Origin of the sequence: Sandaracinus amylolyticus (genome assembly GCF_000737325.1) — a bacterium.
Lineage (GTDB): Bacteria > Myxococcota_A > Polyangia > Polyangiales > Sandaracinaceae > Sandaracinus > Sandaracinus amylolyticus.
Map to the genome: position 1 here is coordinate 7938071 of NZ_CP011125.1, position 14138 is coordinate 7952208.

The 14138-nt window shown below is 72.6% G+C and carries 12 protein-coding genes; 4 read left to right on the forward strand and 8 right to left on the reverse strand.

Annotated features, from left to right (window positions below; all coding sequences use genetic code 11):
* Positions 1–89 precede the first annotated feature (89 nt).
* Both DB32_RS33425 and DB32_RS33430 read right to left on the reverse strand, forming a co-directional pair.
* Entirely contained in the window at positions 90–860 is a 771-nt protein-coding gene (locus tag DB32_RS33425; RefSeq protein ID WP_157069693.1) for a hypothetical protein, read from the reverse strand.
* 105 nt (positions 861–965) lie between these two features.
* The gene (locus DB32_RS33430) at positions 966–1814 is read right to left on the reverse strand and encodes an HAD family hydrolase (RefSeq protein WP_053236717.1); all 849 of its coding nucleotides are present in this window, start codon (positions 1812–1814) and stop codon (positions 966–968) included.
* A gap of 95 nt (positions 1815–1909) precedes the next feature.
* Between DB32_RS33430 and DB32_RS33435 the strand changes: the two genes are divergently transcribed.
* Together DB32_RS33435 and DB32_RS33440 are read left to right on the forward strand one after the other, a co-directional pair.
* Positions 1910–2731 (forward strand): hypothetical protein, encoded by an 822-nt coding sequence (locus tag DB32_RS33435; protein WP_157069694.1) that lies wholly within the window; start codon positions 1910–1912, stop codon positions 2729–2731.
* Positions 2732–2869: 138 nt separating this feature from the next.
* The gene (locus tag DB32_RS33440) at positions 2870–3373 is read left to right on the forward strand and encodes a hypothetical protein (protein ID WP_157069695.1); all 504 of its coding nucleotides are present in this window, start codon (positions 2870–2872) and stop codon (positions 3371–3373) included.
* A gap of 121 nt (positions 3374–3494) precedes the next feature.
* On the opposite strand, the gene DB32_RS33445 is transcribed toward DB32_RS33440, so the two are convergent.
* The 3 genes from DB32_RS33445 to DB32_RS49200 form a co-directional block, all read right to left on the reverse strand.
* Positions 3495–4235: a LolA family protein gene (locus tag DB32_RS33445; RefSeq protein ID WP_053236720.1), complete on the reverse strand. Its 741-nt coding sequence runs from the start codon at positions 4233–4235 to the stop codon at positions 3495–3497.
* A gap of 242 nt (positions 4236–4477) precedes the next feature.
* Positions 4478–5551, reverse strand: a complete 1074-nt coding sequence (locus tag DB32_RS33450) for a Rieske 2Fe-2S domain-containing protein (RefSeq protein ID WP_053236721.1) — start codon at positions 5549–5551, stop codon at positions 4478–4480.
* Between the two features lie 146 nt (positions 5552–5697).
* Positions 5698–6525, reverse strand: coding sequence for a helix-turn-helix domain-containing protein (locus DB32_RS49200; RefSeq protein WP_205627100.1), 828 nt, complete (start codon positions 6523–6525; stop codon positions 5698–5700).
* 72 nt (positions 6526–6597) lie between these two features.
* Between DB32_RS49200 and DB32_RS33460 the strand changes: the two genes are divergently transcribed.
* Positions 6598–7470 (forward strand): hypothetical protein, encoded by an 873-nt coding sequence (locus DB32_RS33460; RefSeq protein ID WP_053236723.1) that lies wholly within the window; start codon positions 6598–6600, stop codon positions 7468–7470.
* A 52-nt stretch (positions 7471–7522) separates the two neighbouring features.
* Positions 7523–8434: a helix-turn-helix domain-containing protein gene (locus DB32_RS33465; RefSeq protein WP_075097686.1), complete on the forward strand. Its 912-nt coding sequence runs from the start codon at positions 7523–7525 to the stop codon at positions 8432–8434.
* Position 8435: 1 nt separating this feature from the next.
* Here DB32_RS33465 and DB32_RS33470 read toward each other — a convergent pair whose 3' ends face one another.
* From DB32_RS33470 to DB32_RS33480, 3 genes are read right to left on the reverse strand one after another with little or no spacing between them, the layout of a single operon-like run.
* Positions 8436–9704 carry a TolC family protein gene (locus tag DB32_RS33470; protein ID WP_053236725.1) on the reverse strand — a complete coding sequence of 423 codons (1269 nt, stop codon included), beginning with the start codon at positions 9702–9704 and terminating at the stop codon, positions 8436–8438.
* On the reverse strand, positions 9701–10849 hold the full coding sequence (locus tag DB32_RS33475; protein ID WP_053236726.1) for an efflux RND transporter periplasmic adaptor subunit: 1149 nt from the start codon (positions 10847–10849) through the stop codon (positions 9701–9703). Before DB32_RS33475 ends, DB32_RS33470 begins: the two co-directional genes overlap by 4 nt.
* 5 nt (positions 10850–10854) lie before the next feature.
* Complete coding sequence (locus DB32_RS33480; RefSeq protein ID WP_240481280.1) at positions 10855–14094, reverse strand: efflux RND transporter permease subunit; 3240 nt, start codon at positions 14092–14094, stop codon at positions 10855–10857.
* Positions 14095–14138: the final 44 nt, after the last annotated feature.

A 14138-nucleotide genomic window follows, 5' to 3' on the forward strand; every position in this document is an offset into this window, starting at 1 on the left:
AACCGGAGTGCTCGTCCCGTCGGTCCCGCACGGGAGCGCGCGAAGCGCGCGGACGGCAGGGACTGGCGGGCGAGCCGATGTTCGACTGATCACAGCCACGCGCGAACGCCGAGCACCGGCCCCGACAGCCACGTTCCGCCGCCGAGCTCGGCGTCGATCGGCTCGAACGCGACGTGCTCCCACCCCGCGTAGATCTCGATCGGCCCCGCCGCGAGCCCGACCGTCGCGCGCGCGGCGAGCACCCATCCTTCGCCGACCACGCCCACGCCGCCCTCGATCGAGATCACGAGCGGCTCGAGCGGCGTCACGTCGATCCCGCCGAACCCTTCGATCCCGGCGATCCCGCCCAGCCGATCGTGCACGTGTCGCAGCGCGAGCCCCACGCGCGCCTGCACCTCGGGCAGATCGACGAGCCGACCCGCGATCCCGAGCCGGCCGAGCCCCAGCGCCTCCACGCCGCGCGCGAGCGGCTCGACGTACACGCCGTACGCCGCGTGCAGCTCGACCGGCCACGCGAAGCCCACGCGCAGCGTCAGCGCGCCGTGCCCGATCCCGTCGAGCACGTACTGTCCTTCGCCCGCGATCGTGATGCGCAGGAACCGCTCGGCCGCCGGCTCGTCGCTCGTGATCGCGACGTACGGCCCCGTCACGATCAGCGGCGCCCATCGCCGGCGCGCCGTGACGCGCACCGGGTCGCGCGTGGTGCGTCGCTCGCGGCGCGTGGTGCTCTGCGCGCGCCGTGGCTCGCCGCGCACGACACCCGATGCGCGCCGCAGTCGCTGCGCGTCCGCGGTGGAAGGAACGAAAGTGAAGAGCGCGAGCAGCAGCGCTCCGGTGAAGACGATCCAGCTCGTACGCACGGCCGGCCGCATCGAGCCACCGACGCGCGCGTTGCCATCCGTGCTCGCAACCGGCTCGGCGACCGCCGGGGGTCGACAGGCGGGCGCGCAGCCCCCCGGGGAAGCTCAGCCCGGGAGCTCGAGCTGCAGCAGCAGCCCGCCGAGATCCTGGCTCGCGCTGCCGCCCGGCATGCCGCGCACCGCGCGCCGCTCGTACTCCGGCGTCTCGGGGCGCGCGACGAGGTGCACGCGCGCGCCGAGCCGCGCCGGCATCGCGAGATCGAGCTCGAAGATGTCGCCGCAGACCATCGTCGTCTCGGGGCCCGCGCCGGTCTCGTCCCAGATCTTCCGCAGCGCCTCGAAGTAGAAGCCACGGCGCAGGTGGATCGGACGACCGAGGCCCGGCAGCTCCATCGTCTCGGGCAGCGACGTGAACAGCGAGTGCGGCTTCTCGGGCTCGTGGATCACGAACTTGCGCGCATCGCCGCGCACGCGGATCGCGCTCTTGCCGATCGGATCGAGCGCGTCGATCTTCGCGCGCACGTGCTCGGTCGCCGAGTTCGACACCACGAAGAGCGGCAGGCCGCTCGCGACCAGCGCCTCGACGACCATCTTCGCGTCGGGCCGGAACACGGTGCGCGAGAGCGGGTACGCGTGCTTGTAGAGCCCCTGCAGGATCTCGGTGCGGCGCCCCGGCGAGTGCCCTTCTTCCGCGAGCAGCAGCTGACCGATCGTGGTGCACCGGATGTACGGGTCCGCGTGCGACGGCGCGACGATCACGCCCTCGTACTCCCAGCCGTAACGATCGGGATCGGCCTGGACGAGCTTCGCGGCGTCGTCCCAGCGCGCCGCGCGCTCGGGCGAGAGGTGCTCGGCGATGCCTGTGCGGAACGCCTCCACGAAGGGCGCGGCCTCCTCGTCGACGCGCGTGAACGTGCCGTCGAAGTCGAGGACGATGCACTCGATGCTGCTCATGAGGGGCGCAGCGATAGCATCGATCGTCGCGGGGCGACAGATCTCCTGACCGCATGGGATCGGCTATGCTCTTCGCTCTGCCGCGCGGAGGTCGCATGCGCCTTGGCTCTCGGTCTTCCACGCTCGCCGTCGCGTCGCTGCTCGCGCTCGCGGGCTGTCACACCGACCGCCGCTACGTGACGCCCGAAGAGGGAGCGACGTGGCAGCTCGCGTTCCCAGAGGGCGCGGCGCCGTTCTTCACCGGCGAGGAGCTCACCGTCTTCCTCGTCGAGCAGCGCATCGAGCTCCCGGTGCGCCCGCCCACCGACGAGGAGTTCGGCGCGCTGTCCGCGGGCGACGCGACCGAGTTCACGCCCTACGCGCGACGCCCCTGGGCCGCGCGCGGCGACTACGAGATCCAGATCGACTTCACGCTCTCGAACCTCGACGACGAGCCGCAGCGCATCGCGGTCACGCTCAACGGCATCAACGAGTTCCACGAGTACGTGCCCGGCGTGAGCGTCGTGGGCGACGAGACGGTCGTCGACTTCTCGGGCTGGGAGCGCACCTACGCGCTCGATCCCGGCGAGCGCATCCAGGTCACGATCCGCGAAGAAGAGATCGACGAGGTCGCGGTCGATCTCGCGACCGTCGTGAACGGCGCGCCGAACAGCAACCAGGTCGTGTTCTTCCAGAACCAGTCGTCGCACGACCCGCGCTCGCAGATGTACATCCCGCCGATCGTGCCCGCGCTCGTCGGCGTGCGGCTCGGGCTGCGCATCGAGGCCGGCGAGGGCGCGACCGAAGCGCCGCCCGCAGCGCTCGAGGCCGTCGTGCGAGTGCGCGATCCCGAGGACCGCGTCGTCGGGACCGGCGAGGAGCCCTGGGTGCTCCCCCAGCCCGCGCAGTTCGCACCGGTGGTCGTCGAAGAAGAGTGACGTGACGCCTCACGCGGCGCGCATCGCCGCACTTCGTGCGCTCCCGGGACGAATCGCCCGCGCGTGAGCGCGGCACGCCCGTTGCGCCGTCTCCTGCGAGCGCCCCGCGGACGACGGGGCCACGAAGGAGGTGTGACGATGAAGCCCGGCAAGGCGTTCGTCGCAGGCGTGGTCGGTGGGGCCGTGATGAGCGTGTGCCTCGCGGTCGCGCGCCTGCTCGGCATGCCCGTGAACCTCGAGATGATGCTCGGCACGATGACCGGCATGGCCCCCGGGTCCGGCACGTGGGTGCTCGGGCTGATCATGCACCTCGTGATCAGCGGCCTGATCGCGCTCGCGTACGCGTTCGGGTTCGAGCACGTGTCGCATCGCTCGGGCGCGCTGCCCGGGGTCGTGTTCTCGCTCGTGCACATCGTGATCGGCGGGCTCTTCATGGGCCTCATGCCCGCGATCCATCCGATGGTGCCCGAGCGCATGGCCGCGCCCGGCGCGTTCATGTCGAACGTCGGAGACGTCGGCGTGATCGCGTTCGTCGTGCTGCACGCGATCTACGGCGCGGTCGTCGGCGTGATGTACGGACCGGTCGTGCACCCCGCAGCGCCGATCGAGCGTCGCGTGATCGGCCGGCGCGCGATGGCGTGACGGAAGCGCGAAGCGCGCGCGAGATCACGTTCGATCTCGCGCGCGCTCGTTCGCGGCGCTCGGAGACCTGAGCGCGCTCGCGCGGTCAGGTCCGGGCCGAGACGAGCGCTCCCGCAGGGGCTCACTCGATGACGGGCGCGGACTCGACGCGCGGTCCTGCCGCGCGCGCAGCGCCGCCGCCGATCTCACGCGCGCCCGCGGGCGGCGTGAAGCGGAACACGTCCGCGCCGATCTCGCGGTTGAAGCGCAGGTCGCTGAAGTCGAAGCGGTTCCAGTTGCCGTCGGGATCTTCGATGCTCACGCGGCGCACCACACCGAGCGACGCGGGCTGGTTGTCGACGTACACGACGATGCGGCGGTAGTGCGGATCGGCGCGGCGCGGCGTCAGCTCGAGCGCGTCGGTGTTGGGCGGATCCGAGCTCGCGCGCGCGCGCAGCGAGCGACGGAACTGACGCAGGTCCGCGGTGCCCATCAGGAACCCGAACGCGCTCTGGCTCGCAGCGGCGCTGCTGCCGCGCGCGTACTGCCCGGCGCTGCCGTCGTCGCCCGGCTCGTACATCGTCCACTCGCCTTCGTTGCTCACGAGCACCTTGCCGCTCGGCTGGTCGTAGTCGAAGCGGATGCGCCCGGGGCGACCGATCGACACCTGACCGCGCGAGCTCTGCGTGCGCGCGTAGACGCGGTTCCAGAAGTGCTGCTGGAAGCGGGCCTGCACGGTGCGCGTCTGCTCGTAGAACTGCTGCACGCGCGCCGCGACCACGTCGGCGGTCACGCGCTCCTGCGCGCCGGCGTGCGGCTGCATCGGCAGCGTGAGCGCGGCGAGCGCGACGGGAACGGCGAACAGAACGGATCGTCGATTCATTGCGGATGGCCTCGATGGGAAGGAACGCGACCGCGAGCGGCCGTATTCATAGCGAGACTACGAGCGTCGGGCCCGGGCCTCGAGCGCGTCGCAGTCAGACACGAGACCGTGTGCATCGCATCCGTCGTGGGCGCGTTCACGCTTCTTCACGCGCACATGCGCACGCGAGCACGCGAGTGCCACCGCGGCACTCGCAGTGCCACTGGTGGCACTCGCGGTGCCACCGTGGCACTCGAGCGCGATCACTCCGCGGCGATGTCCTCGGTGCTCGACGAGGGCGCGCCGCCGACGGGGTAGAACTGCCGCGCCCAGCGCCGGTACGTCCCGACCGGGCCGTCACCCACCGCGAGCTGCGGCGGATGCACGTAGCGCTTGTTCTTCCAGATCTCGAAGTCCTGCCCGACGTCGTGCGCGAACATGCGGATGCCCACCTGCATGAACACCGCCTCGACGAGCTCGCGCGCGATGCGCGTCGCGAACGGCAGGCGCAGCGTGCCGCGGCGCACCGAGAACCCGACGCGCAACCGCACGCGCTCGCGCTCGGTCGCGGTCGCGAGCACGTAGTGGCGCGACTCGAAGCCGAGCGAGGGCACCTTCACCTCGACCATCGAGTACCCGAGACCGTGCACGTGGATCTTGAACACCGCGTGCACCGAGCCGAGCTTCGGGTGCCCCGGGATCATCGGTCGATCCATCGAGTACGTCGTCGTCAGCGACGCGCCGTCGACGCGCAGCGGCTCGACGATCTCGACGTTCGAGTAGCCGTGCACCGGACCGAAGTGCCCGATGTCGACGCTGTTCTCGCTCGTCTCCTGGGGATGACCGCGCAGCTCGAACACGCGATCGAGCATCGGCAGGTAGCCGTCCTGCGCGTCGTCGAGGTGCGGGATGCGGAACGTCGGCGCTTCTCCGGCCGCGCCGTGCCACACGAACACGCAGCCGTGGATCTCGTGCACCGCGTAGGTCGTCAAGCGCGCGCGTGGCGGAGGCGGCGTGCCGTAGCCGGTCTTCGTGCAGCGCCCTTCGCGATCGAACTCGAACGCGTGGAACGGGCACACGATGCTCTCGCCGCTGACCTTGCCGCCGCAGCCGAGGTGCGCGCCCATGTGCGGGCAGTGCGGCGAGACGGCGCACGCGACGCCGGACTCGGTGCGGTAGAGGACGACGTCGCGGCCGGCGAGGCGGCGCGTCAGCACGCGCCCGTCGTCGAGCTCGTGCGAGCGTGCGAGATCGAACCAGCCGCTCGGGAAGTGATCGTAGAGGTTCGCCGCGGGGTCGCGGGTCGGATCGAGTACGGGCAAGCGTCGCTCGTTCATGGCGCGCCAATGTTAGCTGCATTCGCAAACAACTGGCGCGCCCTCGCTCAGCCCAGCTGGAGTGCTCGCTCGCGCAGGGCCCGCACGGGCGCGTGAGCGTGGACGGGAGGGCCCTGAGCGGGCGAGCCGATTATTGCGCACTCCCTTCAGGGTTTCCGAGGGCGCGGGGCGCGCTCGCGACGAAACGCGCCCGGCGTCGTGTCGCGCACGCTCCGGAAGAGCGTCACGAGGCGCGCGGCGGATCCCACGCCGAGCATCGCGGCGATCGCGGCGAGGTCGAGCTGCGTGCCCTCGAGCAAGCGCTCGGCGCGCGCGACGACGTGACGGACGCGCTCTTCGCGGATCGAGGTGCCCGCCGCGGCGAGATGACGCTGCAGCGAGCGCACGCTGAGCCCGAGCTCGCGCGCGAGGTCGCGCGCCGAGAGCGCGCGCGGCTGCTCGTCGAGCGTGACGCGCACCCGGCGCACGATGTCGGGCGCTTCGAGGAGCGACGCGCGCAGCAGCTCGACGTCGCGCTCCACCTGCGGCGCGCCGAGCCACGCGAAGGCGGCGCGCGACGAGTCGAACGCGCCGATGCGATAGCCCTGCCCCACGAGCTGCAGCGCGCCGAGGATCACCGCGCCGCTGAAGCCGCCGCCGTGCAGGATCGCCTGCGGCCCGGTGCGCGCGATCCACACCGCGCGGTGCTCCGCGAACGCGCGGAGGAGCCGATCGAACGCGAGCACGTCGATCGACTCGAGCCCGCGGATGTCGGTCAGCGTCGGGTCCGACCCGCGCGGCGAGCGCACGTGCGCGTCCCACACGCCGCACATCTCGTCGACGTCGAGCTCGGTCGGGCGGCCCCACATGACGGTGCCGTGCACGCGCTCGCGCGACTCCCAGAACGCGAAGCTGCGCCGGACGAGCACGAGATCGGCGGGCGCTCCGAGGAAGCGCTCGATGTCCGGCGCAGGGGTGAACGGGGAACGCGCCATCGTGTTCTCGGTACGCGCCACGACGGAGCGCGGGCACGTGTCGTCATCGTACTACCGGCGCAGGAGGAGCCGATGAGGAAGACCGTGCTCGTCGCGTGCTTCGTGCTGATCGCCGCGTGCCGCGAGGAAGATCCGGTGAGCGACGCGGGGGTCGTGCCCGACGCGTCGATCGGCGGATCGCTCGACTGCGCAGGGCTGCTCGGGTGCGCGGCGGAGTGCGCGGACGAGCCATGCGCCGACGGATGCGTGGCGCGCGCGACGCCCGACGCGATCACGCGGGTGAGCGCGCTGATCGACTGCGTGGAGCGCGAGGGCTGCGGTGAGGACGACGCGTGCATCGAGGCGCGCTGCGGGAGCGAGGTCGCGTCGTGCCTCGGAGGCGAGCAGCCCGACGGTGGCGTGATCGTCGCCCCGCACGATGGAGGCGGCGATGCGCTGCCCTCGCGCATCGAGGGCACGACCCGCGACTTCACCGAGTCCTCGGGGCTGACGCTCGACTCGAACGCGACGGTCGTCTTCGTGCGCGACGACGCGGCGGGCGAGGCCGCGGGCTTCCCGATCGCGAGCGTCGCGTTCTACCGCGTCGAGCGCATCGAGTATCGCGCGACGGCGACGGGGACCCCCGGGGGCGTGTGCAGCCTGAGCGCCGACGAGACCGAGAGCTTCGTCGCGCCCGACCCGTTCGAGAACAACCTGATGATCGAGCGCACGCCGGGCGCGGACGGCCTCTACCACTACGAGCTCTCGACGTCGCTCTCGGTGCACCACCCGAACGGCATGGTCACCGTGTGCCCGCCGCCCGCGGGCACCAGCACCGGCATCTTCAACGCCGAGCACAACGTGAGCAGCGGGACGAGCATGCCGCGCGGTGACGCGCGCACGTTCGTCGGCAGCACGACGCTCAGCGCGCGCATGTGGTCGTGGGATCTGCGCGCGACCGAGTGATTCCGACGCACCGAGTTGGCAGCGCGGCCGCGCGTGGTAGCACTGTCGCTTCGTGAGCGTCGCAGTCCGCGCCCGCACCCTCCGTCCGCGTGTCCCGACGGTCTCGCTCGCCGTGACGGAGAGCGGGCTCCCGATCCGCGTGTTCCGCTGCGATGGCAGCAAGCGCATCCACCACGAGGGCCCGCACGCGCATCGGTTCTTCGTGATGGTCTACGCGGCGCGCGGCGTGTGCCGGGTGCGCACCGGAGGCGGTGAGCTCGAGCTGCGCGCGGGCGATCTGCACCTGCTCTTCCCGGGCGAGCCGCACGACCCGGTGCCGGTCGAGGGCTACGAGGCTTGGGTGGTCGAATTCACGACCGACGCGCTCGGCACGCACGACGGGCCGGGCTATTTCGGGAGCGCGGGCGGACGACCGCGCTGGGTCGGGTTCCTGCGCGGGTGCGACGTCTCGTCGCGTCGCGTGCCGGTGCAGTGCGCGCGTCGAGACGTGATCGAGCGGACGATCCGCGATCTCGCGCGCGAGCTCGACGAGGGCGCGCTCGCACATCGCGAGGCGGCGCGCGCGCACCTGCAGCTCTTGCTCGTCGAGGTGCTGCGCATGGTCGCGCCCGCACAGACGCCGGCCGCGCTGTCGCCGCTCGTCGAGGAAGTGCTCGCGGTGATCGACGCGCGCTACGCGGAGTCGATCTCGCTCGCGTCGGTGGCGCGCGCGGTCGGTCGATCGCCGGCGCACGTGACGCACGTGGTGCGGCAGCAGACCGGGCTCACCGTGGTCGAGTGGATCACCGAGCGCCGCATGGAAGAGGCGCGACGGCGGCTGCGCGACACCGACGAGGACGTCGCGATCGTCGCGGAGCGCATCGGGTATCGCTCGACGAACCACTTCATCCGCCAGTTCCGGCGCGCGCACGACCTCACGCCGGGCGCGTGGCGGCGCACGCGCAGCGAGCCGCCCGGCGTGTGATTCACCGTCGATCGAGCCCCACCAGCGCGTGCAGCGTGGCGCGCGCGCCGGCCAGCTGCGCGACGGCGAGCGCGTGCGCGACCGTCGCGTCGAAGCGCTCGCGCTCGGCGATCAGCAGATCGAGCTGCGTCGCGCGCGCGACCTGGTAGCGCTCGCGCGCGTCGTGCACCGCACGCGCGCTCGCCTCGAGCGCGATCGTCGCGGCCTCGACGCGCGCGCGACCGGCCTCGACGCGGTTCCACGCCTCGACGACCGCGCTGTCGGCCGCGACGCGCACCGCATCCGCGCGCGCCTCGGCCGCGGCGAGCTCGTGATCCGCGGTGGACAGCGCGGCAGGGCGCGCGAAGTCGAACGTCCACTGCGCGGCGACGCCGACGCTCCAGAGCGACTCGGGCTGGAACCCCGCGGCGTTCGTGTAGCGCTCCCGCGCGAAGGCACGCAGCACCGGGAGCATGCGCTGCCACGCGACCTCGCGGCGGCGCGACGCGCCGTGCGTCGCCTCGCGCGCGGCGCGCAGCGCGGGCATCTCGTCGAGCATCGCGCGGTAGTCGTCGAGCGGGCGCTCGGCCGCGAGATCGACGTCGAGCGCGACGCGCGTGGCGTCCGGCTCGAGCCCGCTCGCCGCGAAGAGCGCCTGCGCCGCGAGACGCTCCTCGAGCACGGCGTTCGTGTGCGCCTCGCGCGCGAGGCCGACCTCGACGTCGGCGCGCGCGACGTCGAGCGCAGGGGCGACGCCCGCGTCGTGCCGGCGGCCCACGTCCTCGCGCGCCCGCTGCGCGACGCGCAGGCGCTCGTCGCTCGCGTCGACCACGGAGCGCGCACCCACCAGGCGATGCCACGCGACGACCACCGCGATGCGCGCGCGATCCTCGGCGGCGCGGGTCGCTTCGTGCGCGCCGTCGGCGTCGGCCTCCGACGCGTCGAGCGCGGACCACGCAGCGACGTCGACGAGCGGCACGTCGAGCTGCACTGCGGCGTCGAACTGATCGTACGGAAGGATCGTCGCGGTGAGCACCGAGCCGTCGGGGCTCGTGCGCTGGGTCCGCACCTCGACCTCGTTGCGCTGGTAGCCGAGGAGCGCGGTGATCGACGGGAGCAGCGCCGCGCGCGCTTCGTCGATGCGGCTGCGCGCGGCAGCCTCGTCGTGACGCGCGGCGCGCAGCGCGGGCTCGTACGAGGACGCGGCGTCGACGAACTGGGAGAGCGGCTGCTGCGCGGCCGCGCGCGACGTGACGAGCAGCGCCGCGATCACGACGAACGCGCGCGTCATCGCGGCGCTCCGCGCTCGACCGGCGTGACGATCGCTCGGTCGGCGAGCCCATCGGGCGCGGAGAGCACGACGCGATCGCCGGGCTGCACGCCGGTCGCGATCTCGAGATCGCGGCCGCGGTCGCGCATGATCTCGACGCGCCGCAGGTGCGCGTGATCGTCGGTCCCGACGACCCACGCCGAAGGCCCCTCGTTCGTCATGACGAGGGCGCGCGCAGGCAGGAGCGCGGCCGCGTGCACGCGCGGCACGCGCAGGCGCGCGCGGAGGTACATGCCCGCGAGCAGCCCCGGCGAGGTCGGGACCTCGATCTCGATGCGCATCGTGCGCGTCGCGGGATCGAGGCGCGACGCCGTGCGCGCGACGCGCCCCGTCGCGACCACCCGCTCGCCCTCGAGGATCTCGGCGTCGAGCCCGATCGCCATCGCGGGCGCGTGCTCCTGCGGGACGTCGACGACCACCTCCACGTCGGGCCGCGCGATCTCGAAGAGCACCGTCGCGTTCGCCGTTGCGAGCGCGCCACGATCGATCGCGCGCGCGGTGACGATGCCGTCGAACGGCGCGACGATCCGCTGGTATCCGCGCAACGCCTGCAGGCGCCGCAGCTCGGCGCGCTGCGAGTCGAGCGCGGCGCTCGCGGTGCTGAGCGAGAGCTGCGCGTCGTCGTTCTCCTGTCCGGTCACGACCCCCTGCGCCGACAGCGTCGTGGTGCGCTCGGTCGACGCGCGGGTGAGCGCGAGGCGCTGCTCGGCCTCGCCGAGGCGCGCGCTCGCCGCGCGGATCTCCTCGTCGCGCTCGGGCGCGCCGAGCTCCGCGAGCAGCTGTCCCGCCCGCACGTGATCGCCGAGATCGGCGTGCAGCGCGCGCACGAACCCGTCGGCGCGCGCGATCACCGCGATCGTCTCCGCGGGATCGCTGGTCGCGGGCAGCGTCACCGTCAGCTCGGGCGGCGCGGCCTGCACCGTCTCGATCAGCACGCGCGGCGGCGCAGCACGCTCCGCCTCCTGCGCGGCGAGGCGCGCGGCTCGCTCGGCGCGCGGCATCCACCCGAGCACGCCGCCACCCGCGATCACCACGATCACGACCAGCACGCCCAGCACGCGCCCGACGGGCGACGTGGGGGCCTCGGTCCGCAGCTCTCCGTCCATCTTCGTCAGCTCTCCGTGCGTAGCGCGAGTTCGGGTCCGTCGAGATCGGGGTCGTGCTCGTGCACCGGCGGGCGGCGTCGCACGACCGAGTAGACGACCGGCACGATCAGCAACGTCGTGAGGGTCGAGCCCGCGAGCCCGCCGAGCGCGGCGCGCGCGAGCGTCGCGTTCATCTCGCTGCCCTCGCCGAGCCCCAGCGACATCGGGAGCATGCCGAGGAACATCGCGAGCGCGGTCATCACGATGGGGCGCAGGCGCGTGCGCCCTGCTTCGAGCGCGGCGTCGACCGAGGTCGCGGCGCCGGCGCGCGACTCGTTCGCGAACGTCACGAGCAGCGTCGCGTTCGACGTCGCGATCCCGATGCTCGTGATCGCGCCCATCATCGACGGCACGTTGAGCGTCGTCTGCGTGACCCACAGCGCCGCGACGATGCCGACGCCCGAGCCGAGCACCGCGACGAGCACGATCGCGGGATCGACCCACGATCCGAAGTTCACGACCATCAGCGCGTAGACGATCAGCGCCGCGCAGAGCAGCCCGAGGCCGAGCCCGTGGAACGCCGACTCCATGCTCGCGGGCTGACCGCGCAGCGCGATCGTCACGCTCGGCGGGAGCTCGGCGCGATGGCGCGCGAGGATCGCGTCGATGCGCTCGGTGACGCTCGCGAGATCGGCGTCTTGCACGCTCGCGCGCACGTTGAACGTCGGCTGCACGTCGACCTGGGTCGCGACGACCGGCGCGGTGCGCCGCGAGATCTCGGCGAGATCACCGACGAGCTGCGGGCCCGCCGCGGTCGCGAGGCCGAGCGTCGAGAGATCGTCCGCGGACGACGTGAGCCGCTCGGGGATGCGCACCACCACCGGGAACGCGTTGCCGCTGCGCGGATCGGTCCAGTAGTTCGGGTTCGTCACGCCGCTCGTGCCGACCGCGAGCAGCACGCTCGACGCGACGTCGCGCTGGGTGAGCCCGACCTCCATCGCGCGCGCACGATCGACCTCGAGGTGCAGGCGCGGTGCGTCGAGCACCTGCTGGAGGCGCACGTCGACGAGCCCCGGCACGTCGCTCAGCTCGGCGCGGATCGCGCGCGCCGCGGCGAGCGCCTGGTCGCGGTTGAGGCTCGCGACCTGCACGTCGATCGGCGCCGGGATCCCGAAGCTCAGGATCTGCGTCATGATGTCGGCTGCCTCGAAGTAGACGGTCACGTCGGGCATGCGGCGCTGGACCTCGGCGCGGATCGCGCGCCGGTACTCGTCGGTGGAGCGCGCGCGATCGTGCGCGAGGTCGATCAGGATCTCGCCCTCCGACGTGCTGGTGCTCGTCGTGTCGGTGATCGCCATCGTGTACGGCGCGGGCAGCCCGATGACGTCGAGGATCCGCTCGCGATCGTGCGCCGGGATGATCTCGCGCACGATCGACTCGACCGACGCGAAGATGCGCTCGGTCTCCTCGATGCGCGTGCCCGCGGGCGCGCGGACGTGCAGCCGGATGCGGCCCTGATCGACGGTGGGGAAGAAGTCGCGCCCGAGGTGCGGCACCAGCGCGAACGCGCCCGCGACGACGATCGCGAACCCGCCGATGGTGAGCGCGGGACGCGCGAGCAGCGCCGCGAGGGCGCGCCCGTACCGCGCGCGCATGCGCTCGAACGCACGCTCGACGACCCCGTTGACGCGCGCGAGCGGACCGTGGCCGTGCCCGTGCGGCGCCTCGTGGCGCAGCATCGCGCGCATCATCGTCGGCACGACGGTGCGCGAGAGGAAGTACGACGCCATCACCGAGAGCCCGACCGCGAGCCCGAGCGGGAGGAACAAGAAGCGCGGCGGCCCCTCGAGGAACACCAGCGACACGAACACGATCGCGATCGAGAGCGACGCGACGAACGCGGGCGTCGCGATCTCCTGCGCGCCGTCGAGGATCGCGCGGGTGAGCGGCTTGCCCATCGCGCGGTGGCGGTGGACGTTCTCGATCTCGACCGTCGCGTCGTCGACGAGGATGCCGATGGCGAGCGCGAGCCCGCCGAGCGTCATCACGTTGATCGTGTGGCCCATCGCGCGCATCGCGAGCGCGGCGACGAGCACCGAGAGCGGGATCGACGTCGCGATGATGATCGTGCTGCGCCAGCTCCCGAGGAAGACGAGGATGAGCAGCGCGGTGAGCGACGCCGCGATCGCGCCCTCGACGACGAGCCCGTGCACCGCCTCGGTGACGAAGCCCGACTGATCCGAGACGACGTCGATCTCGAGCCCCTCGGGCGCGACCGCGCGCAGCCGCGGGATCATGTCGCGCACCTGCGCGACGATGTCGGTGGTCGACGCGTCGCCGTTCTTCAGGACCGAGAGCACGATCGCGCGGCTGCCCTCGCGGCGCGCGACGTTGGTCTGCGTCGCGTAGCCGTCGTGCACGAACGCGACGTCGCGCACGAAGATGGTGCGCCCGTCACGGCGCGCGACCGGCACGTCGTTGAGCGCGTCGATCGACGTCGCGCTGCTGTTGAGGCTCACGCGCACCTCGAGCTCGCCCATCTTCGCGGTGCCGGTCGGCAGCGTGAGGTTCTGCAGGCCGACCGCCTGCGTGACCTCGGCGGGCGAGACGCCGCGCGCGCGCAGCGCATCGGGATCGAGATCGACGACGACCTGCCTCGGCGCGCCGCCCGCGGGCACCGGGTAGCGCGAGCCGCGGATCGAGCCGAGCTGCTGGCGCGCGGTGCGGTTCACGAAGTCGAAGATCTCTGCCTCGGAGAGCGTGTCGCTCGAGAAGCCGAGCTGGAGCACCGGCACGCTCGACGCGTCGTAGCGCACGATGATCGGCGGCTGCGTGCCCGGCGGCATGAGCCGCACGATCGTCTGCATGATCGCGGTGACCTGCGCGGTCGACGCGGCGACGTCGGTGCCCTCGTGGAAGTAGATCTTGATGACCGACGCGCCGTCGAGCGTCTGGCTCTCGATCGTGCGGATGTCCGCGACGTTGCCGGCGATCGCGTACTCCGCGGAGCGCGTGATCTGCTGCTGCATCTCGGGCACGGGCAGGCCCGCGTAGACCCACACGACGCTCACGACCGGCAGGTCGACGCTCGGGAAGATGTCGGTCGGCGTGCGCCGGATCGTCTCGACGCCGGCGACGACGATCAGCAGCGCCAGCACCGCGAACGTGTGTGGGCGACGGAGGGCGAGTCGAACGATCCACATCGCGGCGCAGCTTCTAGGGCGCGGAAAGGGGCCCGCGATGGTCGTGCGCCGACGCGCGATCACCCGATCTTTCGATCGCGATGTAGGCGCCCCGGGGGCGAGGCCTT

Bases quoted from the DNA above. Each gene is read 5' to 3' on its own strand.
- DB32_RS33470 (WP_053236725.1), bottom strand. From the start codon at position 9,704: ATGACGCGCGCGTTCGTCGTGATCGCGGCGCTGCTCGTCACGTCGCGC.
- DB32_RS33450 (WP_053236721.1), bottom strand. From the start codon at position 5,551: ATGAACGAGCGACGCTTGCCCGTACTCGATCCGACCCGCGACCCCGCG.
- DB32_RS33475 (WP_053236726.1), bottom strand. From the start codon at position 10,849: ATGGACGGAGAGCTGCGGACCGAGGCCCCCACGTCGCCCGTCGGGCGC.
- DB32_RS33460 (WP_053236723.1), top strand. From the start codon at position 6,598: ATGAGGAAGACCGTGCTCGTCGCGTGCTTCGTGCTGATCGCCGCGTGC.
- DB32_RS33445 (WP_053236720.1), bottom strand. From the start codon at position 4,235: ATGAATCGACGATCCGTTCTGTTCGCCGTTCCCGTCGCGCTCGCCGCG.
- DB32_RS33435 (WP_157069694.1), top strand. From the start codon at position 1,910: ATGCGCCTTGGCTCTCGGTCTTCCACGCTCGCCGTCGCGTCGCTGCTC.
- DB32_RS49200 (WP_205627100.1), bottom strand. From the start codon at position 6,525: ATGGCGCGTTCCCCGTTCACCCCTGCGCCGGACATCGAGCGCTTCCTC.
- DB32_RS33440 (WP_157069695.1), top strand. From the start codon at position 2,870: ATGAAGCCCGGCAAGGCGTTCGTCGCAGGCGTGGTCGGTGGGGCCGTG.
- DB32_RS33430 (WP_053236717.1), bottom strand. From the start codon at position 1,814: ATGAGCAGCATCGAGTGCATCGTCCTCGACTTCGACGGCACGTTCACG.